Annotated in this window: 28 protein-coding genes; 18 read left to right on the plus strand and 10 right to left on the minus strand. The window is 55.8% G+C overall.

Features of this window, described 5'->3' with window-relative positions; translation table 11 throughout:
* Nucleotides 1–94 precede the first annotated feature (94 nt).
* The 9 genes from AC3IX1_RS30420 to AC3IX1_RS30460 form a co-directional block, all read right to left on the minus strand.
* Nucleotides 95–1,117 (minus strand): lambda-exonuclease family protein, encoded by a 1,023-nt coding sequence (locus AC3IX1_RS30420; RefSeq protein ID WP_102599440.1) that lies wholly within the window; start codon nt 1,115–1,117, stop codon nt 95–97.
* A 651-nt stretch (nt 1,118–1,768) separates the two neighbouring features.
* Nucleotides 1,769–2,416: a hypothetical protein gene (locus AC3IX1_RS30425; protein WP_102599438.1), complete on the minus strand. Its 648-nt coding sequence runs from the start codon at nt 2,414–2,416 to the stop codon at nt 1,769–1,771.
* Nucleotides 2,417–2,567: 151 nt separating this feature from the next.
* On the minus strand, nt 2,568–2,909 hold the full coding sequence (locus AC3IX1_RS30430; RefSeq protein ID WP_102599437.1) for a nucleotidyltransferase domain-containing protein: 342 nt from the start codon (nt 2,907–2,909) through the stop codon (nt 2,568–2,570).
* Between the two features lie 21 nt (nt 2,910–2,930).
* On the minus strand, nt 2,931–3,167 hold the full coding sequence (locus tag AC3IX1_RS30435) for a hypothetical protein (RefSeq protein WP_102599436.1): 237 nt from the start codon (nt 3,165–3,167) through the stop codon (nt 2,931–2,933).
* 15 nt (nt 3,168–3,182) lie between these two features.
* Nucleotides 3,183–3,443 (minus strand): hypothetical protein, encoded by a 261-nt coding sequence (locus AC3IX1_RS30440; RefSeq protein ID WP_102616825.1) that lies wholly within the window; start codon nt 3,441–3,443, stop codon nt 3,183–3,185.
* A 708-nt stretch (nt 3,444–4,151) separates the two neighbouring features.
* Complete coding sequence (locus tag AC3IX1_RS30445) at nt 4,152–4,550, minus strand: hypothetical protein (protein WP_102599794.1); 399 nt, start codon at nt 4,548–4,550, stop codon at nt 4,152–4,154.
* Nucleotides 4,551–4,740: 190 nt separating this feature from the next.
* Nucleotides 4,741–5,268, minus strand: a complete 528-nt coding sequence (locus tag AC3IX1_RS30450) for an RDD family protein (RefSeq protein ID WP_102599795.1) — start codon at nt 5,266–5,268, stop codon at nt 4,741–4,743.
* A gap of 45 nt (nt 5,269–5,313) precedes the next feature.
* A complete protein-coding gene (locus AC3IX1_RS30455; RefSeq protein ID WP_173678026.1) occupies nt 5,314–5,955 on the minus strand; it encodes a hypothetical protein in 642 nt (213 codons plus the stop codon).
* Nucleotides 5,948–6,979, minus strand: a complete 1,032-nt coding sequence (locus AC3IX1_RS30460; protein WP_102599796.1) for a ParM/StbA family protein — start codon at nt 6,977–6,979, stop codon at nt 5,948–5,950. Before AC3IX1_RS30460 ends, AC3IX1_RS30455 begins: the two co-directional genes overlap by 8 nt.
* A 226-nt stretch (nt 6,980–7,205) precedes the next feature.
* On the opposite strand from AC3IX1_RS30460, the gene AC3IX1_RS30465 reads away from it, so the two are divergent.
* Entirely contained in the window at nt 7,206–7,730 is a 525-nt protein-coding gene (locus AC3IX1_RS30465; RefSeq protein ID WP_102599797.1) for a hypothetical protein, read from the plus strand.
* A gap of 621 nt (nt 7,731–8,351) precedes the next feature.
* Here the strand turns inward: AC3IX1_RS30465 and AC3IX1_RS30470 are convergent.
* Complete coding sequence (locus AC3IX1_RS30470) at nt 8,352–8,576, minus strand: hypothetical protein (protein WP_146020187.1); 225 nt, start codon at nt 8,574–8,576, stop codon at nt 8,352–8,354.
* Nucleotides 8,577–9,466: 890 nt separating this feature from the next.
* Here AC3IX1_RS30470 and AC3IX1_RS30475 point away from each other — a divergent pair.
* From AC3IX1_RS30475 to AC3IX1_RS30555, 17 genes are all read left to right on the plus strand, one after another.
* Nucleotides 9,467–9,757, plus strand: a complete 291-nt coding sequence (locus AC3IX1_RS30475) for a hypothetical protein (protein ID WP_102599798.1) — start codon at nt 9,467–9,469, stop codon at nt 9,755–9,757.
* Nucleotides 9,758–9,782: 25 nt separating this feature from the next.
* Entirely contained in the window at nt 9,783–11,654 is a 1,872-nt protein-coding gene (locus tag AC3IX1_RS30480) for a UvrD-helicase domain-containing protein (RefSeq protein WP_102599799.1), read from the plus strand.
* A gap of 35 nt (nt 11,655–11,689) precedes the next feature.
* Entirely contained in the window at nt 11,690–12,088 is a 399-nt protein-coding gene (locus AC3IX1_RS30485; protein WP_102599800.1) for a hypothetical protein, read from the plus strand.
* A 58-nt stretch (nt 12,089–12,146) separates the two neighbouring features.
* Nucleotides 12,147–12,764 (plus strand): hypothetical protein, encoded by a 618-nt coding sequence (locus tag AC3IX1_RS30490; RefSeq protein ID WP_146013513.1) that lies wholly within the window; start codon nt 12,147–12,149, stop codon nt 12,762–12,764.
* Nucleotides 12,765–12,887: 123 nt separating this feature from the next.
* Nucleotides 12,888–13,373 carry a DUF2726 domain-containing protein gene (locus tag AC3IX1_RS30495; RefSeq protein WP_256580180.1) on the plus strand — a complete coding sequence of 162 codons (486 nt, stop codon included), beginning with the start codon at nt 12,888–12,890 and terminating at the stop codon, nt 13,371–13,373.
* 100 nt (nt 13,374–13,473) lie between these two features.
* Nucleotides 13,474–14,331, plus strand: a complete 858-nt coding sequence (locus tag AC3IX1_RS30500) for a transcriptional regulator (RefSeq protein WP_102599802.1) — start codon at nt 13,474–13,476, stop codon at nt 14,329–14,331.
* A gap of 51 nt (nt 14,332–14,382) precedes the next feature.
* Nucleotides 14,383–14,835, plus strand: coding sequence for a hypothetical protein (locus AC3IX1_RS30505; RefSeq protein WP_102599803.1), 453 nt, complete (start codon nt 14,383–14,385; stop codon nt 14,833–14,835).
* A 278-nt stretch (nt 14,836–15,113) separates the two neighbouring features.
* Entirely contained in the window at nt 15,114–15,401 is a 288-nt protein-coding gene (locus AC3IX1_RS30510; RefSeq protein ID WP_102599804.1) for a hypothetical protein, read from the plus strand.
* A gap of 105 nt (nt 15,402–15,506) precedes the next feature.
* Nucleotides 15,507–15,830 (plus strand): hypothetical protein, encoded by a 324-nt coding sequence (locus AC3IX1_RS30515; RefSeq protein ID WP_102599805.1) that lies wholly within the window; start codon nt 15,507–15,509, stop codon nt 15,828–15,830.
* A 135-nt stretch (nt 15,831–15,965) separates the two neighbouring features.
* Nucleotides 15,966–16,286, plus strand: coding sequence for a hypothetical protein (locus AC3IX1_RS30520; protein ID WP_102599806.1), 321 nt, complete (start codon nt 15,966–15,968; stop codon nt 16,284–16,286).
* A 90-nt stretch (nt 16,287–16,376) separates the two neighbouring features.
* Complete coding sequence (locus AC3IX1_RS30525) at nt 16,377–16,814, plus strand: hypothetical protein (protein ID WP_102599807.1); 438 nt, start codon at nt 16,377–16,379, stop codon at nt 16,812–16,814.
* 105 nt (nt 16,815–16,919) lie between these two features.
* On the plus strand, nt 16,920–17,165 hold the full coding sequence (locus tag AC3IX1_RS30530; protein ID WP_146013514.1) for a hypothetical protein: 246 nt from the start codon (nt 16,920–16,922) through the stop codon (nt 17,163–17,165).
* 152 nt (nt 17,166–17,317) lie between these two features.
* Nucleotides 17,318–17,893, plus strand: coding sequence for a hypothetical protein (locus AC3IX1_RS30535; protein ID WP_102650465.1), 576 nt, complete (start codon nt 17,318–17,320; stop codon nt 17,891–17,893).
* A 251-nt stretch (nt 17,894–18,144) separates the two neighbouring features.
* Nucleotides 18,145–18,849, plus strand: coding sequence for a GNAT family N-acetyltransferase (locus AC3IX1_RS30540; RefSeq protein WP_185819125.1), 705 nt, complete (start codon nt 18,145–18,147; stop codon nt 18,847–18,849).
* A gap of 17 nt (nt 18,850–18,866) precedes the next feature.
* Entirely contained in the window at nt 18,867–19,190 is a 324-nt protein-coding gene (locus AC3IX1_RS30545) for a hypothetical protein (RefSeq protein ID WP_185819126.1), read from the plus strand.
* A 12-nt stretch (nt 19,191–19,202) separates the two neighbouring features.
* Nucleotides 19,203–19,385: an FmdB family zinc ribbon protein gene (locus tag AC3IX1_RS30550; RefSeq protein ID WP_185819127.1), complete on the plus strand. Its 183-nt coding sequence runs from the start codon at nt 19,203–19,205 to the stop codon at nt 19,383–19,385.
* A gap of 408 nt (nt 19,386–19,793) precedes the next feature.
* Nucleotides 19,794–19,961 (plus strand): hypothetical protein, encoded by a 168-nt coding sequence (locus AC3IX1_RS30555; protein WP_165933985.1) that lies wholly within the window; start codon nt 19,794–19,796, stop codon nt 19,959–19,961.
* The last annotated feature ends 32 nt before the right edge of the window (nt 19,962–19,993 follow it).

Here is a 19,993-nt window from a genome sequence, read left to right on the forward strand (position 1 = left end):
GGATGGTTTACAGGTGGACCTAATGGTTCACCTGTCGGAACCTGGGCACCCACGCAAAAAAAAGCCCCCCAAAAAATTGGGGGGCGGTGGGTCTTTAGAAAATGAACTCCCGGCCTGTATCGCGTACGACCGGTACGTCATGGGCAGATGGCTTTGGTAACGCAGGTACCGTGACCATTTGGTTCGACATTGAAGAGTTAACGGATCGGATGTGCGGCGACGCGTTGCTGCTCAGTGGCGTTCCTTGCAGATCACGAATGGTTACGCTGTCCGAGGTAGCCCTCCTGTACTGATTGAGTTGATCCTCTGTCATTGTTATCCCGTGATCGGCAAAGAGTTTTCGCCAGTCAATATTTCCCTTTCTTGAGCTCAATGATACGGAAACGCCATTTCCTTCATGACGCTTCAACCCTTTCGGCATTAGAGAAACAAGCAACGCCCTTGCTGCTTCTTCGCGCTCCTGGGCGAGCAGCATGTTGTGGTTTGCAGATAGCCAAGCTGCGGCTGCCGCGGTCCACTCATCTGTTCCCCACTTACCGGTTTGCAGTCGATTCCAAAAATCCTGAACCGCTACCAAAATTTGATTTATCCGATTTTGATCGCGAGGGACCTTCAACAGCACACCCTTTACCCCATCAAAGGAGTAGTAGTGCGCATACGTGGCTTCAGTGACAAACATCTGCTGCTGGAGCTGGTCGACGTACTCCGGAGGAACAACTCCTTTGAGTGCAAGGGAGTGTGCTGTATCTCCAGGGCATTTAATTTCGACCGGTATAGCGTCGAAGCCGTTGTAGCCATCTAACGAAGCTCTGATGAAAGGAAACGCCGCGCTTACCGCGATGAGAGGCGTCACCGTGGATCCGGTGTGCCTTTCGTATGCTACTCGTGCCACGGGTTCGAGGCGGTGCCCGCGTTCTCTAATCCGATCCACGAATGGATTGGGAGGCGGGGGAGGGCCGATTCCTCGGCGGATGCGAAACAACTCGTAAGCAGTTCTGAACTTCGAGGTACCCGTGATTATTGGGGCTTCACTGGCACCAATTCCGCCCTCGCGCCAGGCGAGCCACTCCGGCGAGTTTTGCTTTGTAGCTGGTCCCGTAACGATCTGCATCGCCATGTTTTTGCTCTCCACAAATGAAAGCGGGCCTCAGGCGGTTTGCCTGTGGGTTGCCCTGATAGGTAGAGATGTTTAACGCCTTCACGGATTTTCAATTTCTCACCTGGTGTTCGGCATCTCCGGGTGACAAGACAATCCCTGAGGGCTTAAACCTATGAACAGTTCAGTGAACGATTCGATGAATGACTTGAGGCATGGTCTGGCGAGGATTGGCATTTTTGCGGTGCCGGCAACGACACGTTTGTGCGCTCGAGGGTACAGGCTTCACCGTATGGACCCGGTCCATGCGGTGGCATTGATTGAAAACTTTGATCGCGGTCTCTTTTCCTCAGTCAAGTCTAGGAAGATCAGGCTTGCGGAGAGTCATTCGGGCAATGCGGACGTCTGGACCATTCCCGATGCACAGCTCTTGGTGCGCGGAGAGAACGCAGTTTGTGTACCTGGGCTTGAAAGCCAGCTACCGAAGCGGACGAGGGTACTGAGTCACGGAGATGGGTATTTGAGCGTCGAAGGCTTTTGGAGCGACGCAGGTGAAGACCGGATTTTGCTAACGCGTTGCGCTGTTGCAGCGAATGTCACATCGCGAGCATGGCTCGCTGCTTAAAAAACCACACCCGGCCGTCATTCGTGACAGCCGGGTTTTTTTTGCCTTCAGTAATTGTTCTTCAGTCGCATGGCGGTGGTAAGACCTAACTGTGCATTTTCCTTGCGGAGATCATCCAGGGATAGTGCAGGATCAGAGGTTGCTGCTGCCGAACTCGCACAGCTATGACCGCCCAGGCAAATGCTGTGTATGACGAGGTTGGTCTTATTCAGGTTTTCGACTGACTGACCGTTGGTGTTATTGGCAGCGTTTGTGGCCGCCGTCATGTTCATGGCCACGCCGTTTCCGAGCACACCAGGTGACGTGCAAGAGTTCAGGGCTGCACAGGTAACTACCGTTAAGGCCACAGATGCGCCGGTGGCCAGAACAGCGCCGGCACCGGTATGGGCTTCCTTGTACTCAGAAGCTGGCCCAGCGTAGATCTCACGAATCGAATAGGTGAGGTCTGAATCGCCGTGCACGACGTTGTATTTCGCGTTCTTCAGCGACTCGTTCACGAAGTCGGCCATTTCGGTATGCGTGTCGGTCGATACAGCTTTGACCGTACCTTTCCAACCTTCCTGTAACCGAGCATTGATCAACGACGATTGAATGCGGACTGGCCCATTATCGACGAGCACAGGCTTTTCAGCGCAGCCGACGAGGGTGGCAAAAATGAGTGAGACGGGGATGGCAGCGGACAGCATCTTGAACATGTTGGGGCCTCCTTGGAATAACATGTAACTATAATACTGATGTATCTGAGTTAGTGGCAATGTGGCATCGAAAAAAAAGTTAAAGCGTAGGCGATTTGAGTTCTCGTGGCCGGGATTGAGGCCTGACATGAGCTTTCCGTGTTCAGTTTGTCTATTGGTTCGAACAGGTTTTATCAGCATCGAAAGCCACGATACTGCCATCTTGGAGGCCGGCGTGAACGCATGGCGTTTCAATTGGGCCTCCGTACCAATTTAGATCGATGATCACGGGGACGACTCCGGCTGTAGACGCTTTGAGCCGCTGGGCTTCACAGGTCCAGGTGGTTAATGGGTTTTCATCGCCTTGCAAGGTGTAAATCTCGACCGCAACATCAAGATCGCTGTTTGGTTTGTGCGTGCCGCGAACCCGGCTGCCGAAGAGATACGCCTTGCGAATAAGTGGCTGTGTGCTGGCCCATTTCGCGACGGCTTCTTTCATATCTTCGATACTCACGATCCGGTTTCCTCTATCAGTTCAGTTGTTGCCCAGCTCGCCCGGTTGCCACTCGACACCTTCACACTCATCGTGCGGCCCGGCGCTGGTGAAATCGGCACCTGGGTCAAGATCGTAATGCTCTGGTGGCAGCGCATAGTTCGCTGCTTCCAGACGCTGGCATGCCTGCTCCCAGCTCTCTCCGGGCCTCGCGCCAGCCTCCACCTGGGCAGCGCTCAACGACGGTAGCGGAACAAAAAACGGGCGTAGGATGGGCATCGCGCATGATTTCTTTCAGTGGATCCGGCTGTTGGACGGGGCAGTACCGGCGCCGATCTGACTGAGCGCCTGTTCAAATGCCGCGTGTGCCTCGGACTTCAGCGCCTCACAGGTGGGATGGTCGATCAAGTCAGCCCAGTACAGCGCCCCCACCCACCCCTTGAAATAGCCGTAGTCATGGGATGAATCGGCCTGGGTTGTCTCGGCCACCAGGGTGCTCAGTTGCTCGCGGACGCAAGCTAGGGTGCGAGGGTTATTGCGGTCTGTCTTCGCCATGGAGGTACTCCAAATCGGTGGTCTCCTTATAACCTAGGTGCGAAAAGGGGAGTGATGGAAAAAATGCAAAAAAAAGCTGGGTCTTTTGATATACAAAAGAGCCCAGCCTCGGTAATCACAGAAGCCGCGGCTCTGTAGATGGAAAATCCACCATTACCAAGACTGGGCTCACCTCTTTGAGCGCCTTTTGGATCTGTCGATAGCAGTACGACGTTCACGGCTCGGCTAGCCTAGCGAAATCCCCACCAGTTGCACCTGGCTGCTATGTATAGGACGTGGTGTCCGGGGAAAGTCATTTGCGCTGTTCACTTAGGGGTGAACGACCTGAGGGAGTATCGCTACAACCTATTCATCCAAGCATGTGTTGTCTGCTATCGGGAGAAGCCCGATGCACGACTATTGTCTGATCTCGAAACTGGCGGTGCATCACCGAGTTGAGAACACAGAAGCAAGACACAAGGGATGCATTAGGGAGCGATACTATCAGGCGGTATGTGGGTGATGCGCTTACCCGTTACCGTGTTGACTACAAAGGAGGCTTCGCAACCTCGGACCTGACTGGCTTCTCCAGTGGGAGTATCCGTAAACTTTGTATCTGGTGATGCATATCAGCGCTTTGTAATCGGTGAAGGCATTCACTCACTCGCCTTCCTTGATAGGCCAGGCAAAAAAAAACCGACCTCAGAAAGAGGTCGGTGGTGACACGGTTTAGACAGTATCGGGAATGAATAAAGCTTTCGATACGCCTTCCCAGCTTTCGGCAGGAATTTGCAAAATCATCATTCCTTGGCAGCCATCGTGTTGAATGGTTATGCCATCCATCTCGGCCATCCCCACGACGTTCATGCCATGACTTTCGGTGAGGTGTAGATGTCGCATGCCGTGTGGCAGTTGTTCAACCATGGGCAACTGATCATTTTCGTGGGGGCGTTGGAGATAAAAGGCGTTGTGAATCTCACGAGCATTCAACTTGGCAGCATTTCCGAAGTCAGTGACGATGTTGTAGCACGACACACCATTAAGGTCGAAAGCCCCTGTTACACGAGCGTTTCCCATCACACGCCCGTCTTTGGTGAAAAGAGGTTGGCCAGCAAGAATCAGTTTCATTCGTTAGTTCCAGTCTTGGTATTGAGGGGGGCGGCTATGCGTCCCAGTTAGTGGGTCATAGGCCTTACGCTGAGTGATGATGCACAAGGGGGCATACTTGGAGTGGCCACCTTTCACGGTCCGTACCCTGCGATCGGGTCGACCAGGGCCGTAAACTTCGACGTGGGGCGGGGCTGCCGATTAACTGGCGTCAACCAGCCTTTGAGATGAAACGACGAGTGACGGTGGTCGATGCCAGCAAGTCAAAAAGACACTGGTTTTTCACGGTGAAAACAGGGATGGCCATGAAGGCGACCAGCACTGCGCCCAGGGCATAAGGGTTCGCAATACTCAACAGCAGAAACATGGACAGGATCTTGAGGGTGGTGCGGAACAGGCTTTGCCAGAACGAGATGTTGCCAACCAGGGAGACCGTCCGGACCCGGAGTAGAAATTTCCCCAGGGTCGTACCGTTCCAGACCTTGATCAGAGTCGCTTCGTACAGCAACCAAACGAGCGGCAAAGTGATTATAAAATAGGGCGCCAAACTCAAGGCAATTCCCTCGTACCACCGATCAAGCGGCATACCTTCTGGAACTGAAAGTGCGGGGGAGGTGTGGGCGGCAATTAAAGCGGTAACCGCCAACAAGACGAGCGTAAACGCAGTGACCAGGAGCCCGTCGATCGCGGTGGCCAGAAGCCGTCGAATGACAAACACGGTGTTCAGCAGAGTATTCATTATCTGAGCCTTGAATGGCCGCGGCAGAGGCTGCCGCGGAGAGGGTTAGGGGAACATCGCGCCCATGGAATTAAGAAGTGCTACCTGCTCGGCATCTGGCAACTGGCCGCCGTCAACGACGACGCCCATTTGTGCCACGGGTAGTGGATGCTGATCAGCCGGTTGCAATGCCGGAAGGGGGGAAGCTGGAACTACCGTTGCTTGGGCGGCAGGTATTCCTGGTAAGGGCAGATCGGTCTCGGTTTGTTGGTGAGGCTCAGGAGGTTGCGGTTGAGCCGGCGGCTGTAAGGCAGGTTGAAGATCCTGCGCCACAGTCGAATAAGACAAAGCAGGTTCATCTGAATGGCCTGTAACTGGCTGGCGACCACCAGCTTTTGCCGTTACAGATCGCTGCTTGGGTACGCGTTTGCGAGGTCTCGCACTGAGAGGCTCTCGGGCCCCTTTGGAGCCAACTGAAATCAATCCGCCGGGGCCAGACAAAACTTTGTTCAACGCATCGTCGAGAGTGCCGGCTTCACTGTGCTGAATAAACCACTGATAAAAAACACCTCTGATTAATGGTGTGTCATTACCGTATGGAAGTTCTGACATGAACTCGAGTAAGCCCGGGCACACTGCATCCGGGAGAATTAAGTTAATTCGCCGTTCTGTTTCGTCTGGATCGTATACCCGTACGAGCTTAGCCATTCGCGGCTACCTGTTGTTTGGCGCCAACGGATGCCCGTATAAGTTGGCCCAGTGCATATCGTGCAAAACCTTCCGCCACCGACCAGCGGGAGTTTTCCATCAGAAAACTGTGTTTCCAGGTTTGAGAGGTAATTGCATGGATTGCCTCAGCACTGCCGCCGGCGATTAAAATACCGTTCAAGGATCGGGCGTCGTCAGCAAACAGCGAATTACCCTTAGAAATAATTTCTTGAACAACATGGCTCTGTGCTTCCAGGACTTCACTTGCAATAGGAATCTCTTCACCGAATTGGAAGAGCGTCTTCGTACGAAACGCTTCCTCACATTCCACCAGGCTCGCAGTCAAATCTCTTTTTGCGAGCACGCGTCGCAATTGTTCAGCTGCCGCACTCATTCCGGAGCAGGAGTCAGCACCACGTTCAATATATTGGCCTTCTTTCATCAGAAGAAAGTCAGTTGAGAAGTGACCGCCCTCAATGACGCCATAGGATTTGGTGCGACCACCGGAGCCAATCAACTTGTCTTTGATTGGCATGCCGGACTTATCGAGCACGTAATCGCAATAAGCACCCATCGGTTGTGGAAGGGCTTTGATCTCAACACCTTTCGGAAGTGCCTGTCTGGTTTTCTCAACCAAGCGCTCTTGGCGGGTGCCGTAAAGTTTCGAGGGAGTGCCAATTACGACATAAGCACTGTCCAGATTAGGAACGCCGGCTTTGTGCAGTCGGCTGAATGCGGACTTCACAAGTGCCAGGTATTCCGGGGTGTCGGTCCAGTCATCATTCAAACCGATCGAGGAGGTGAGATTGCCTTGAAGTCGGGCGGTGTCGCCAGTGAAATAGGCTTTACCGTCGACTATTTCGGTTTCCGCTTTCGCTCGCTCGGCTGTCGTTGGGTCCGTCAATTCGACCGCGGGAACCGCCAGGGTAGGGTACATGATAGGAAAACGGGTTCCTTCGGCGTAAGCAACCACTTTAATGGCGCTACGACCCGCATCTAGACCGACAACTGTGCGACTTTGCATTCTTAAAAACCTCGTTAAATCAATTGCTTAAAGGTGGATTGCAATGCGCACTGCGCATTGCTCACTACCCAGGGGGAAATCAGAAGTGTGTACTTCATACTGCGCATTGGTTGAAGTTTAAGATACATAACACGTATTGACAATACAGACAGAATCCAAAGAAAATCCGCCCCGAGCGCACCCCCCTGGTGCGGCTATACACAACCCCCCGAGCAACGCTTAAACAATGGCTATACACAACCCCCCCAGCATCGACGATTTCGAGGACCTTCGGAGGCTTGCCAAGGAGTCGGTGGATACCGCCGTCGACTACCTGATTCGGATCGACAACCTGCTTATGCGCATGGGCGAACTGCTCTACGTCATGCAGCCCTTCCAGTCCGGCAGAATCGCGATTGATTTCAACCTGCACCGGGGCCAGGCGAAACCCTTCATCCGGGTGTACAGAAAGCTCAGGGCAGGCAAGGGAAAATGGACCTCTACCAACGTCAGCCATCAAGGCCTGACAAAGAGAGTCAAGCGATCCCGTGAGTTCGAGCCCAACCACAAACTCATGCTGGTCTTGTGCGAGCGGATCACGAAACTCTTTGAATTGCGTGGGCAAATGCATGATCGCCTTCGCTATTTGATGCATGGCGTATCTCTTGCGGTCAGCAAGCGTGGCACTGAACTTGATGAACTTGAGGCCTTGGTCAACGGAATGCTTGATCGGGTTGAAATGCAATTCGAAGGGAAGATGGAAGTGGAGTAATCACCCAGGGCGGTTAACCGAAAGCCTCAACGCGTAATGGTGTTGGGGCTTTTTTGTTGCCAAGTGGGACCAGAAGCCTAACGGTGGTGGGCCAAGTCAGAACCGGGCTTTGGTAAAGACGAACCAGAAGCCTGACGGTGATATGCGAAGTTAGACCTGAGGCTTTGGCTAAGTCCAATCAGAATCCTGACGGTAATATGCCGAACTGACCTGAGGCTTTACCTGAGGCGAAATCAAACCTGATTGCCGAGAATTACTTTCTGCTGATCGATGGCAGGCCGAGTTTGATTATGTGACCGGCATTTCCCTTCTATGGCTGCACGCCACCCGCGCCCATCCCTTCAATTAATTTAATTTCTTTTTCTCCTTTGGCGTCGTCGTTCTTCCGGCACTTGTGCGCCCGGCACTTGTGTCGAAATCTCTTTTGCGCGTGCTGGTACTTCCTCTGGTTGTTCCACTTCTCCGCGGCACCGCTTGTTGTTCCGCCGCCACTTGTTGCAGATACACTTCTGTCACACTCTCTTTTCTCTCTGCGGGTTCTCACTTCGGTAGTTCTACCGCTGCTCGATGCGTCGCCTCTGCTGCTTCTGCTTTATCCATTCTCTTTTTCCACTTGCCGATTCATCTCTGGTAGTTCTCCCTCATTCCGATTGGACTGATAGCCTGCTTGGAACTGCGGGAGTAAGTTCTTTCTCCGGCACTGGCACGTACTTCCGGTGCATCTGCCACTTGTGCCTTCTTCGGTTTGGATTGGTCGTTCTTTCTCTCTGGTTCCACCGCATCTTTTGCTGGCGCTGAGATACGCGCTTTTCTGTCAGCGTAAGCATAACCATTTGTGTCGTTCACGCTCCTACGTCCGTTCCCGGGCAGGTCCGGTAGAGCTCCGTCGGCGGTGAGCCCGCTGGTCGGCTGAGTGATCCCTACGCGGATGCCAAGCGATTCACCGGCTTCTCGGTGGTGACCACCAGGTGGGATCTGACGGGGTGGAAGAGCAGGCGGGCTGAGACGGATGCGACGGGGTGAAAGAGCGGTGGGGCAGGGCAGGGGCGCTGAGCAGGAGCGCGGTGTCGGATGCGGCACGTCAGGAACGCTGCTAGCGGTGACGGGCGATGTCGCACCTGGTGCTGGCCGCGGTCGGGCATGGTGCTGGTCGACCGGCGGCTTTGCGTTGCGCACCTTCGTTCCGGCGGCGTGCGGTGGTGGGCGGAGTCGGCTTGCGGCTTGGCCCCGGGTCAGTCCTGAGTCGGCTTCTTTCTGGTCGGTGCCTTCGGTGTTGCGGTCTGGCGGTGGCGGGCTGATTGAGCGCGGGCTTGCAGCGGGCGCTGTGGGGATGTGGCTGCCTGTAGCGGTTGCGTGTCGTCGGTGGGCGGCTTGCTTGTCGGCGGTGCCAGCGGCGGAATGCCGGTCTCGCTGCTTTAGCCCTTTCCCTCATTTGGGCTCCTTTGCCGGTGATCAGCGGTTCATCCCGAATCCGGGTTGCAGGTGGCTGGCGCAATGACCGGCGCCGGTGACCGGCTTTTATGGTCCAGCCATGGCATAAATGGTTACGCCGGGATCTGGGCTTTTTGTCAGCGCTCGGGCATAAATGGTTGGACAATCACCCGACGGCTTTTGTCGGGCATTGGGCATAAATGGTTGTGCAAATAATTTATAACACGTACCTATAAAATGGCTTGCGGCGATATAAACCTATGTGTATCGTTGAGACATAAATGGTTGTGCACTAGGAGCCGCAAATGGCCAAGTTCGGATTGATCAAATGGATTGGGAAGGCGCTGGGTTGCATTGCTCTGCCACTGGTGTGTGCCCTGTTTGCTACCTACGCCAAGCACCATATGCCGGGCTGGGCGTTTGCCCTGTCGCTGCTGCTGGTCGTGGCTGGCTCCGTACCGGCGGTGTTGTTCTTCAACCTGTTCCGCGACAGCAGCTCTAAAGCTCCAGGCAAACGCTTTGAATTCAGCAAGCAAGAAGACGAATGGGATGACCTGTTCAGCCCATGGCATCGCGACGACGACGATCGCAACTAAAACCCAAACCACAAGGAGGCCGGCAATGGCCGCAATAGCATTCACCCCAAACACTGAGCAGGCTGTTGCTCTGGCGAGCACCGCGCACCGTTTGCTCGTTCGTGCCAAAGCCGGTACCGGCAAGACCGCCCTGTTGATCGAGCACGCGGTGCGCAAGCCGCAGCTGAAACTTCTGTACGTCACCTTCGGCAAGGCCAACCAGGAGGACGCAGCTGCCCGCTTTCCGTCCAACGTCGTCACCAAAACCAGCCATGGTCTGGCGTGGGAGGTCGGCGGTCAGTTCAAGAAGACCGGCAAGCACGGCGAGTTGTTTCCGTCCCAGTTGGCCAAGGCCTACAACATCCCGATGGCCTTTGCCCGGCATCTGCGTGAGACCCTGCACAATTTCATGGTGTCCGCCGACAACGAGATCTTGCCGTCGCACGTACCTTCGATGATCTCCACCGCCGATAAGCCCAAAGCCGTGCAGTGGGCTGAGCTGGTGTGGTCGGATCTGCAACGCCTGCGTCAGTGGTCCCGGGGCTGCGGCGAAAGCCAGGCTCAACGTGCCGAGTTCCTCGACACCACACCGCTGCGCATGCCGCACGATGGCTACCTCAAGCTGTGGGCGATGACCGAGCCTGACCTGAGCCACCGTTACAACGAGATCCTGCTGGACGAGTACCAGGACACCAACCCAGTCTTTGCTGCGGTGATCCTGCGCCAGACCATCCCGGTGCGTTTGGCCGGTGATGACTTCCAGAGCATCTTCGGCTTCCGCGGGGCATACAACGCCTTCGACCCAGCGCACTTCGATCAGGTGGTCACGATTTCCGAAAGCCATCGCTTCGGCCCAGCGATCGCCCAACTGGCGACCATGCTGCTGCGTGAGTTCGCCGGCGAGCAGGAACCTGTGCGTTCGTCGCGGTTGGATCTCACTACTCGCTTCGAGGTTGACCGTACCCAGCCATACGCAATCATCGGTCGTACCAACGCCCGACTGTTTGCCAGCGCCGTAGCCCTGCTGGGCACCAAGCGCCTGCACTTCGTGGGTGGGGTCGACGAGTACCCATTCGACAAACTGGTTGAGGTTCACCACCTGCGTGCCAACACCGGTGCTCAGCTGCGCGATCCTCTGATCAGTGCCTTTGCTTCGTTCGCCCAGCTGGAGGCGTACGCCCAGGATACCGACGACAAGGAGATCCACTCCCTGATCAGCGTCGCCAAACAGTACGGCGATCAGATCCCGTCGCTGGTCAGCCAGATCAAGGCCGCCTGCGTCAGCAAGATCGAAGACGCCGACGTTGCGCTGCTGACTGCCCACCGCTCCAAGGGCTTGGAATTCCCGCAGCTGGTTCTGCTCAGCGACTTCCACAACCTGATCACCGACGGCGGCCTGCCGCTGGTGCTGGACACCCCTGAGCTGCGTCAGGAACTGCACCTGCTGTACGTGGCATTGACCCGGGCGAAGTCGGCCATTGAGCTGAATGAGCAAATCCTGGCGATCGTGCGCTACTGCGAAACCGCCGGCCGAGTCGGTACTGCGGCTTTGGCGGCTTCGAACAGCACCGTACAAGGCGGGGGGGCTGCTCTGGTTGTTGCGGGTGAACCAGAGGGTGGCTTCGTCGCGGTTGAGTACGGCGTGGGCGCGTTCGCCAACGTGGCCGAGCTGGTGGGCGCGGATGCGGCGCTCTTGTTCGACGGTGATGAACTGGAATCGCGCATCGAACTGGCCATTCTGCGCCAGGGTCTGCTGACGGCGGCCGGTCTGGCGGGCGCCTTGGGCGGTTCGGTGGCTGAGGTCGCCGATGCGGTGGCCACGATGGTGCGTTGCGGCCGGCTGTCGGCGGTGTTGTTCCTCGACTGCGAGGCGGTCACTCAACGCCTGGTCACCAACATCCAGTTGGAGGCGGCCTGATATGCGTCGATCACTGATCGGTGATGGAGGCTGCCATGGCGGATGACTTCATACGCATCGTGTACAGGCGCGAAGTCGGCGGGAAATCGAAGCGGACCTCGGTCTCGATTGACCCAATGATGTTCGAAATCTTCAGTCAGGTGCGAGGGGGTATCTCCGAAGCCCGCGCCGTGCTGAAGGTGTGGGCAATGGAGGCGGACGCCGATCGCACCGAGGCCAACTGGCGGATCGGTAACTCGCGGCTGGTTCAGCAGCGGATGTCGGTGGAGATCCTCGAGGCGGTCAAGTTGGGGATCGCCGCCCGAAAATTGAATCAGCCAAAGGGCGGGAAGGGGAAAAGTCGCGGCGCCGGGGCCACCGTTTCGGTGGATGGCGGCGAGGGGTCGCAGCAATTGCCGGCGGTGACCGGTCACCTGGAGGTGGAACATGATTGATCATTCAGGCCCGGGCGTTGCTGCGGTCCGCCCACCACTAACGATGGCACAATTTGTCATGCTCCGGTCCCTGGGCCGGGAGGGCAGTTGGGCCGAGGGCAATGCGCCCCTCTGGAAAGTCTCTCGCCATTGGTCTCACAGCCGCGAGCATTCGGTTGAGGCGCTGGGCGCGTGTTGGGATCTTGAGCGTGCGGGGTTGGTGGAGAGTGAGCCGCGCACCTGTTGCGAGGCACACCGGGGCGCGAAGGTGTTCACCCTGTCGGAGCGGGGCAAGGCGATGCTGGTCCGTATCAATGGCCACCGGCGAGCGCCGTTACTCGCCCAGTGGATGCACACCAACGAGATTTTGGCACTGGCCCGGGCGTGTACGGCGGTAACCGCCGTTGAACCAGTCACGGTGGTGCAGCTGATCCTGGTGCAGGCGCAGCGTGAGAATGCGTTGGGGTTGGGAGGCTACGAAGAACGGTTTGTGAAGTTGGTCAAATCGGCACGCAAAGTTGCAGTTGGGCGTTCTGTGCGCGATTTGTCGGAGTTGGATGGGGCGTTGCGAAGCAGCACGAGCGTGCCGCTGGAGTTCGCTGACTCTATCCGTTCCGTGCTCAGTCAGCAACCGCAGCCTGTTGCGGTGGCGGATCAACTGCATGAAGCAACCGAACAGGAACAGGCGTTGTCCTGAGCCGGGCGCTGTAGTCGCTGCAAAAAGTAATTCTGACTTGACCAAACACACAGGCGAACCATTCGCCAGATACTGCCAATAACACGTATTGGTACGTGTATAGATTTAGAAAAAGGAGCTAAGATGGCACTTGCAGACGTTTTGGATGGCAACACCGTAATCGTGGTGTTCGCCTGCGCAGTAGCGGCCTTCGTGTATTTCCAGCTGGGCAACCGCAGGAAGTACTCGACCAAGCATTACCAGTGCATCCCGCTGCTGACTGAGCGGGAGCAGGATTTTTTCTGGCGGCTCAGGGAAGCGGTGCGCGATGACCTGGTCATTGCTCCCCAAGTGGTGTTCGGGGCGTTCATCAAGGTGAAGGCCACAGCACTGACTGACAAGAACCACGCCCGGCATGTGGTCGCCCACAACCGGTGCGATTTTTTGCTCTGCGACAAGAAGCTCAAGCCTGTGGCGTTGGTGGAGGTCGACGACTCGACTCACAACAACTTCAAGGCCCGCTCCAAGGATCGTCGTCGCGACGACCTGATGAAGGCGGTGGGGGTAGCGGTGATCCGCTACAAGAACATGCCGGCGGCGGCCCAGATCCGCAAGGACCTGAAGCTGTAGATCTGCGCCAGGGTAGGGCCGGGACATTCGTGTCACCGGCCTGCCTGTGTATGGCACGCCTTGACGCAATGGCGATACCTGTACCGAGGAGGTAGGAGAGATGGCAAGCAACGAGGCTTTGACAAACCGCTCGATCGGCATTCTGGTCAACCTGTCCGCCGGGCTCGATGAAACCGGTCGCGAGTGTGATGACGACCGGGTGCAGCTGACTGCCAACTTGCGATTGGCTGCCGCCGCTGGCGCCGCCGCATTGTCCCAGCGCTCAAAGCGCTCCACGCCGTTCGCCAACGACACCGGTAGCCCGAATGTGAAGTTAGTCAAGTCGGCGGCGGGTTGGCTCGATCAGCTCAAACAGGCCAAAGGGTTCCATGGCGATGTGACGGCGGCGGAGTTCCTGGGCGTGAGCCCAACCCAGTTTTCACGCTGGCGCACCGGCAAGGACCTGCTCGACAACTACCACGCCTGGCAGGTCGCCACTGCGTTGAATGTGAATCCCATGGCGATCATCGGCAGCGTGAACTTTCACCATGCGCGGGATTCCGATCGAACCCGGTGGCTGGCCATGCTCTCGACCGTCATCGACGCCGAGCTGCCACCGGTACCAGAGGCAGGAAATGTCCCTCAGGCGCCAGCGGCGGTACCGGCCGAATCTCCGGCGGCAGCCGAGTCAACCGCACAAGGCAGCAAGTGGACGGATGACGAGGATCAGCGGCTCGTAGCGGCGTATCAGGATGGATCTGACGTTGCTGCGTTGGCCAAAGCACACCGGCGCACGCCTAAAGCGATCTTGCTGCGCTTGAGCCAAACCCACCGCCTTCTGAACGGTGAGCATCTGGCGAGTTTGTGTGAGCTGTACGGCGTGAGCCTGAGTACTCCAGGCCGGGGCAAGAAGTCTGGTCGGAAGGGCGCCCGAACTGCTGAGCCGGCGCCGCTGGCTTCCCAGTCCGTATTTCTGTAATCCGGCTTTGGCTTTTGTGGCCAAGGATTCATTTTCACGGGTGGAGTACAAATGTTCTCTTTTCCATTTTTGCGGCATTTGACCGGCATTTTTCTACCTGCATCGGCAGAAACGGGCCAAGCGGCACTTGAGCAAGGATCAGCAGCACCGATCAGGGAAGAGCGGTATCGCCCGCCTGTGTACGTCGAATTGGCCATCTGGTTTGAAGACACTTCAGACGATCCGCGTCGGTTGTGGCCAGACAAAGCTGTCCCGTCAAAGGGAATGGACGAGGAATGGTTCGATGCTGTGCTGGGTGATGCGGTGGTTATCGAACGGCGTTATGTGACCGAAGGCTTGCTGTCTGGAGCTAAGGTCAGAGTCCATGCAGGCGACTACTGCCAATTTACATCGGTCCTGATGAAGGTCAGTGGACGCGTAGGGACCATTCCCTGGATTCGCAATCTTGCGGAACCTGATTACGCAAATTACTGGCAAAGCCGAAAACCTCTGTTTACGGAGTAATGATTCGCCACTGGTGAGGGAGCAAAAAACAGCGCCGACTTGACCAATTGTGCCATCCGAACCATCGAGCACTAACGATGGCACATCTGGGAAACGGCAACTCCCCTGAATTCAGGGGTCGCAGTGGTGTTAAAAGTCCTTCACTAACGATGGCACATTTCAACACCGCCGGGCGGTCCCGGCGCCGGTGAGCCCGGGCCACCCGAAACGACGTACCGAACAACCCCATGAACGATCTGTGTCGTTCGTCAAGTCAACCGCATAGCAGGATTACCCCAATGAACGACGCGAACCACTTCCGTCCGGACCAGGCCGGCGAGTTTCCATTCACCACCGAGGTCGAAATGCTGCTGGGTGGGATCGGCCGGGCGATGTATCCCGACGGGACCTTGCAGTTTGCTGACCAGGACTGCACCCCGGTCGCCGTGTATTCGCCGCGACTCGACGAGCAGTCGCTCGAAGTTTTTTGTCAGCAGCACATCGAGCGGTACCGAGCTCACAACCAGCAGCACAAAGCGGCGATCCAGGAGTACGAAACCCCAGCCATAGAACCTTTCTGGGCGTGAGTCAGATCATTGGCAAATCTTTTGCGATTTGACGCCAATAGGACTTGTCGAGGTGCGTTAAACGCACCTATAATTTCCCCGTAATCACTTACTGGGAAAGCCTTCATGATTGAGTCGAACGATCGCAGCAAAGATTTAGAAGATGTTGGTGTGCTGTTTCACTCGCTCATTCGCTATGTCGAAGCCAATGAGGAAGAACGGGACCAGTCTCTGGTCGCAGCGGGGTACGCCAACCTCTTGGCATTGGCCGAAGCCGCTGCAACAGAAGTTGCGTTGCAGCATCAAGACGAAGGTGATGATTGGGATGGCTGCGTGTGGTTCGAGCTCCTCGAGAAAATCGGCGAGGGCAGCCTCGCTGAGTCGCTCATGGCGACTGAAGATCCAGATGTGCCAGCGGTAGTGCAGGAGTGGTTGAGTCGCGTTGAGTGACTTACCCCGCGGCCAGTTCGCTGGCCCTGCTGAAAGCCTATTTTCTCAAGTCGGCTTTCAACAGTCCGATACACCCCAAGCGAAGCAAATTTCGTGGGGGCGGGCACGGTAAAAATCGAAAACGGGAAAAAAGGTATGTCCAAATTAGCGACGGCAGCAATGACCAACCTGGAGCTAAGCCGCGAGTTATACACAGAAGATCAGCGTCGCCAGTTTTATGCCGACTATCAAGCTGCACGATACGCTGCGGCCGCTTCAAATGACGCATGTATCAAGCACGCAAATCTTCGCGGGTGGAAGTTGTGGAAGGGGCCAACGGCTGATTGGAAAGAAAAAAATGAACAGCTGCTGAAGTCGTATCGACAAGCCCGCATAACTGTCAAAACGATGGAGCAAGAACATCCGCTTCTCGTGCAGGTATACATGCATAAAGGAAATCCGATCCTATCTGCATAGCAGTCCACCAGGTCACCCCAGCCTCGCCATTATGCGGGGCCGGTCAGTAGAGGGATGGGGCTTTTCCCGCCCGAAAAGTTAGGAGCAGCGATGGATATTTCATTATCCCCATGGGCAGGAACGGTTTTGGTTGTGGTCATGATGTTTGGTGCGTTCATGTACCTTTTCAATGGCAAAAAGGCCGAACCTTCTGAGCCCGACGCTCAAGTCACCCTGGAGCAAACAAACGCGGCCGCCACTGATGGCGGTGATCAATCCGCTGTTCAGGAGTATTTGGTCGGACTCAAGCTCTTGGCGTTAATGCTACTGAGAAGTTTCAGTGGTCCTGTCGCCATGACGGTATCGATGGGTTGGTTTGTTTTCGCGATCGTCGGGATCTTCGATTTGCTTGGTGGTGACGTGTTTACAGTTCAATGGAAGCGCGTAGCCTCGTGGATTTCGATCATTTTTTGGGTCGGCTTTATTGTGGTTTCGCACGTTAAAAGGGTGCGCCAGAAGGGCCGCAATTTCCTGGACCACAAGCGATAGATACGGAACATGACCATGCAAACCGGTGCCCCGCCATAGTGGGAGGGTGGGCCGGCGTAAGGGCGCCATTCTCGCGTCCGAGTGATAATCAACAAGGAGTCCGACATGGCAGGAACACCATCAGCGTATGTCCTTGCGACAGTGGGTATGACGATCGTCAGCGTTCTATTTTTTGGTGTGGCGGGAACACTGTGCGCAGGGTTTCTTTTCGACATCGGATATTCGATCGATCCGATCGGAGTCGGTCGCAACGCAGCCGCGATCGCCGGTGTTTTCACTTTTGTGTTCGTCGCCGCGGTGTCGTACCGCGATTATCACTATGAGCCCTCGGCCCACAATTCGAATCGTTAACGGAAAAGCAGTTGCACCATCAGCCCGCCATTGTCGCGGGCTTTGCAGTAGTAGGAGAGGAGCGGTTTTCGCGTCGACCAGGAAGCGCAGCCTGGGTGAGCAAGGTCACAATACTTTTCAACGACTTACGATTCTCACGGGAAGCACTGCAAATGAGTGATGAAATCTTTACAAAGTTCGAGGCTAGAGTGACCGTCGAAGGTCCGTTCTCATCTGACGGCACGATTTACGACCCAAAGTCATTGCTGGAAGTGGCGCTACAGCATGCACTGGTCAGCATGCCTGCGGAAGCAGTGTCGAAGCTGGTGGCGGACGTTACTACCAGCATGTTGCACTCGCTTTCGTGCAAGCGTCGGAGAACTGGTGAGGTGGTACGCCTTGAGGACCAAGATCCGGACGGGTACAACGGCCTCTACCTGATAGCGGCAGGGCGGGGAGACCCGACGGATTGCGTTCTGTGTGGAAACCGTTTGTGCAACGAGTGGCCGACCCTTCTTGAGCTTTCTCCCGCAGGAGCGCAGACCGGCGACTATGCCTACCATGTATCCGAGTGCCAGATGCTCGACCCTAGTGGCCAAGACCAGCGTGCGCTTGAAACTCTAGGTCGTTCGGTACTCTCCAGTATCCGCGAAGCGCTGAATTCGGATGACTCAGGAGATCTACAAAAGCCGGGTGGTGATGTGCAGCATCTGTTCATTCAGGATGAAATTCCGCCACAAGCCCGGTGATCGAGGAAGCACAGGTACTTCGGGCGTTCAGCGTCACCTGACTTGCAAACAATTCGCGCACATGCAAGGAGTGGCGGGACAAGCTGATAGGGGCGGACTACTCAACCGCCTTAGGCCTTCAGGCATTGTCCTGTCGTTGTTGATGACTGAAGGGAAATGCGACTACCGCCGCCTTTGGGCTTGCTGGCTGCTGATATCCAGGGCAACAAGTCACCCTGCCCACCACCAGATCCACGAACAATGGAGTAAGCATGGCCCAACAACTGTTTAGCATCACATACTCGTTAACCCAGAGAGATATTGACCAGGCTGTGAGGCTTTCAAAGCTGTACTACACGGATTTGATTCAGAAATTGGTCAAGCCGTATGGGCCCACTAGCAGCCTGTGCAGCTCGCAGGTGGAAATTGAGGTGCGGGCCTATCTGGAGGAGGCATTAACAGGGTTTCATGGCCTATGCGTTGAGGCTCTGGTTGCCAAAGAGGTTTCAACGAACGACGTCGTAGGGTTCGCAATCGCATTAAGCGCTCCTGGCTCTACTGACTGCGGGTTGAACTATGCCGCAGTGCGAAAAGATTTCCGCCGGCAAGGCGTTCTGAGAGTAATGCTGGAAAGCATCAAGTCGAAGTACTCATTTATCGGCTTGAGCTGCCATCCCGATAAGGTTCCCTACTACGAAGCCCTTGGGTTCCGTGCAGACGGTACTGTATTTGTGCAGGTCTCCATGAGTTGGGGGGAGGACAAACCACACCCAATGATGAACACTTTTGACATGGGCCGAAGCGACGAATTGCAGATGTGCACACAGTCGTTCTTGAAGCTTCATGGAGCAAAGGCCGAGGCAATCATGCAGAACCTTGGGGACGTGCAAATCAAAAGAATGGAGGATGTGAAGGCGTACTACCAACGTCGGAATGATGGATTGTCACACGAACATGCAATGGCGTACCTACGTTAACGCATAGGAAAAATGCGATGAACAACACTGAAAAATGGGTCATTCAGAATACTCATGGGCAACTGCTACAGAGTTTCTCGATTGACCCCAAGCAGATCCGCATCAACTGGTTTCGTCCAGATGCTCCCGGCAAAACCAAGGCTGGTGAGAAGGGGCCGTTGAACCTCCTTGCCGAATCAAAAGGGCAGGTTCTGCTAATGGCACTCGTATCACAGGTTCCGACTGAATTTGCTGGAGCCAAGGTTGTGAGTTTGGCGGAGGCACTCAGTGCAATTAGCGACCTCTCCAGTACTGATTCCATGAAGAATTACCCGACCTGTACGAACAGCGTCGAGAGATAGGAAATTCCGACCATGCCGACCACCAATACCCCGCTTGTGCTGTATGTGTACCGCTGCACCGTTTGTGGCCATTCAGGCAAGCTGCATCTACCTGAATCGTCCCCCGAGGTGACAACGGCCTGCTCCGCGTGCGGTGCTGAAGTACAGGCCGAATGGGACGGCGGCGTCGAGCTGACCACCAACGAACCCGAATAACGGAACAGATCGCTACATACCACCGGCCCTTGTGGGCCTTTACGAACATCAGGGGGGACTATGAACATCAAACGACCGGCTCGGGTTGTATGGCTGAAAACGCTCCGCCGCATGAGTCGGGCTCGCCACTCTGTTCGCTACGTGCTGTCCGCAACCGAGTATTTCCTGAGGAGTGATCTCTCCTGGTGCGGATACAAGCACGCGCTGAAGTATCGTCCCATAGCGATTGCATGCGTTTGGGGCGCGTTGATCGTCGATCCGGATTTTGAGGTGTAGCCCTAACGATGGCACAACTCATCTCGCGTTGCAGCCGGTGTAGCGATAGGGGTCATCGTTGACTAAGTATGCGATTGCCTGTCCGCAAAACTAAGAGAGGAGCGCGGTGCCTCGGGCATCTAAGGAAAAACGATGGAAATGACCTACGAAGAAGCGATAAACGAGAATCCGACCGTCTCGCGTGCCGTAGCTGAGCGTGAGTGCAAAAGCCACGCCGCCAACATGGCTGACATGGTGGCGGAACTTGGTGACCATGCAGAGTATCAAGCTCGCGACTTGTTGGTTTGGCTCGGCTACTAATTTGAGTATCGAAAAGTCGCAGCACAGCGGCC

The sequence above is a fragment of the Pseudomonas sp. KH_046_2 genome, from assembly GCF_057838985.1.

What these genes read in the sequence shown, in the direction of transcription:
- AC3IX1_RS30420 (WP_102599440.1), bottom strand. Translation starts at nt 1,117, where the DNA reads ATGGCGATGCAGATCGTTACGGGACCAGCTACAAAGCAAAACTCGCCG.
- AC3IX1_RS30425 (WP_102599438.1), bottom strand. Translation starts at nt 2,416, where the DNA reads ATGTTCAAGATGCTGTCCGCTGCCATCCCCGTCTCACTCATTTTTGCC.
- AC3IX1_RS30435 (WP_102599436.1), bottom strand. Translation starts at nt 3,167, where the DNA reads ATGCCCATCCTACGCCCGTTTTTTGTTCCGCTACCGTCGTTGAGCGCT.
- AC3IX1_RS30440 (WP_102616825.1), bottom strand. Translation starts at nt 3,443, where the DNA reads ATGGCGAAGACAGACCGCAATAACCCTCGCACCCTAGCTTGCGTCCGC.
- AC3IX1_RS30445 (WP_102599794.1), bottom strand. Translation starts at nt 4,550, where the DNA reads ATGAAACTGATTCTTGCTGGCCAACCTCTTTTCACCAAAGACGGGCGT.
- AC3IX1_RS30450 (WP_102599795.1), bottom strand. Translation starts at nt 5,268, where the DNA reads ATGAATACTCTGCTGAACACCGTGTTTGTCATTCGACGGCTTCTGGCC.
- AC3IX1_RS30455 (WP_173678026.1), bottom strand. Translation starts at nt 5,955, where the DNA reads ATGGCTAAGCTCGTACGGGTATACGATCCAGACGAAACAGAACGGCGA.
- AC3IX1_RS30460 (WP_102599796.1), bottom strand. Translation starts at nt 6,979, where the DNA reads ATGCAAAGTCGCACAGTTGTCGGTCTAGATGCGGGTCGTAGCGCCATT.
- AC3IX1_RS30465 (WP_102599797.1), top strand. Translation starts at nt 7,206, where the DNA reads ATGGCTATACACAACCCCCCCAGCATCGACGATTTCGAGGACCTTCGG.
- AC3IX1_RS30475 (WP_102599798.1), top strand. Translation starts at nt 9,467, where the DNA reads ATGGCCAAGTTCGGATTGATCAAATGGATTGGGAAGGCGCTGGGTTGC.
- AC3IX1_RS30480 (WP_102599799.1), top strand. Translation starts at nt 9,783, where the DNA reads ATGGCCGCAATAGCATTCACCCCAAACACTGAGCAGGCTGTTGCTCTG.
- AC3IX1_RS30485 (WP_102599800.1), top strand. Translation starts at nt 11,690, where the DNA reads ATGGCGGATGACTTCATACGCATCGTGTACAGGCGCGAAGTCGGCGGG.
- AC3IX1_RS30490 (WP_146013513.1), top strand. Translation starts at nt 12,147, where the DNA reads ATGCTCCGGTCCCTGGGCCGGGAGGGCAGTTGGGCCGAGGGCAATGCG.
- AC3IX1_RS30495 (WP_256580180.1), top strand. Translation starts at nt 12,888, where the DNA reads ATGGCACTTGCAGACGTTTTGGATGGCAACACCGTAATCGTGGTGTTC.
- AC3IX1_RS30500 (WP_102599802.1), top strand. Translation starts at nt 13,474, where the DNA reads ATGGCAAGCAACGAGGCTTTGACAAACCGCTCGATCGGCATTCTGGTC.
- AC3IX1_RS30505 (WP_102599803.1), top strand. Translation starts at nt 14,383, where the DNA reads ATGTTCTCTTTTCCATTTTTGCGGCATTTGACCGGCATTTTTCTACCT.
- AC3IX1_RS30510 (WP_102599804.1), top strand. Translation starts at nt 15,114, where the DNA reads ATGAACGACGCGAACCACTTCCGTCCGGACCAGGCCGGCGAGTTTCCA.
- AC3IX1_RS30515 (WP_102599805.1), top strand. Translation starts at nt 15,507, where the DNA reads ATGATTGAGTCGAACGATCGCAGCAAAGATTTAGAAGATGTTGGTGTG.
- AC3IX1_RS30520 (WP_102599806.1), top strand. Translation starts at nt 15,966, where the DNA reads ATGTCCAAATTAGCGACGGCAGCAATGACCAACCTGGAGCTAAGCCGC.
- AC3IX1_RS30525 (WP_102599807.1), top strand. Translation starts at nt 16,377, where the DNA reads ATGGATATTTCATTATCCCCATGGGCAGGAACGGTTTTGGTTGTGGTC.
- AC3IX1_RS30530 (WP_146013514.1), top strand. Translation starts at nt 16,920, where the DNA reads ATGGCAGGAACACCATCAGCGTATGTCCTTGCGACAGTGGGTATGACG.
- AC3IX1_RS30535 (WP_102650465.1), top strand. Translation starts at nt 17,318, where the DNA reads ATGAGTGATGAAATCTTTACAAAGTTCGAGGCTAGAGTGACCGTCGAA.
- AC3IX1_RS30540 (WP_185819125.1), top strand. Translation starts at nt 18,145, where the DNA reads ATGGCCCAACAACTGTTTAGCATCACATACTCGTTAACCCAGAGAGAT.
- AC3IX1_RS30545 (WP_185819126.1), top strand. Translation starts at nt 18,867, where the DNA reads ATGAACAACACTGAAAAATGGGTCATTCAGAATACTCATGGGCAACTG.
- AC3IX1_RS30550 (WP_185819127.1), top strand. Translation starts at nt 19,203, where the DNA reads ATGCCGACCACCAATACCCCGCTTGTGCTGTATGTGTACCGCTGCACC.
- AC3IX1_RS30555 (WP_165933985.1), top strand. Translation starts at nt 19,794, where the DNA reads ATGGAAATGACCTACGAAGAAGCGATAAACGAGAATCCGACCGTCTCG.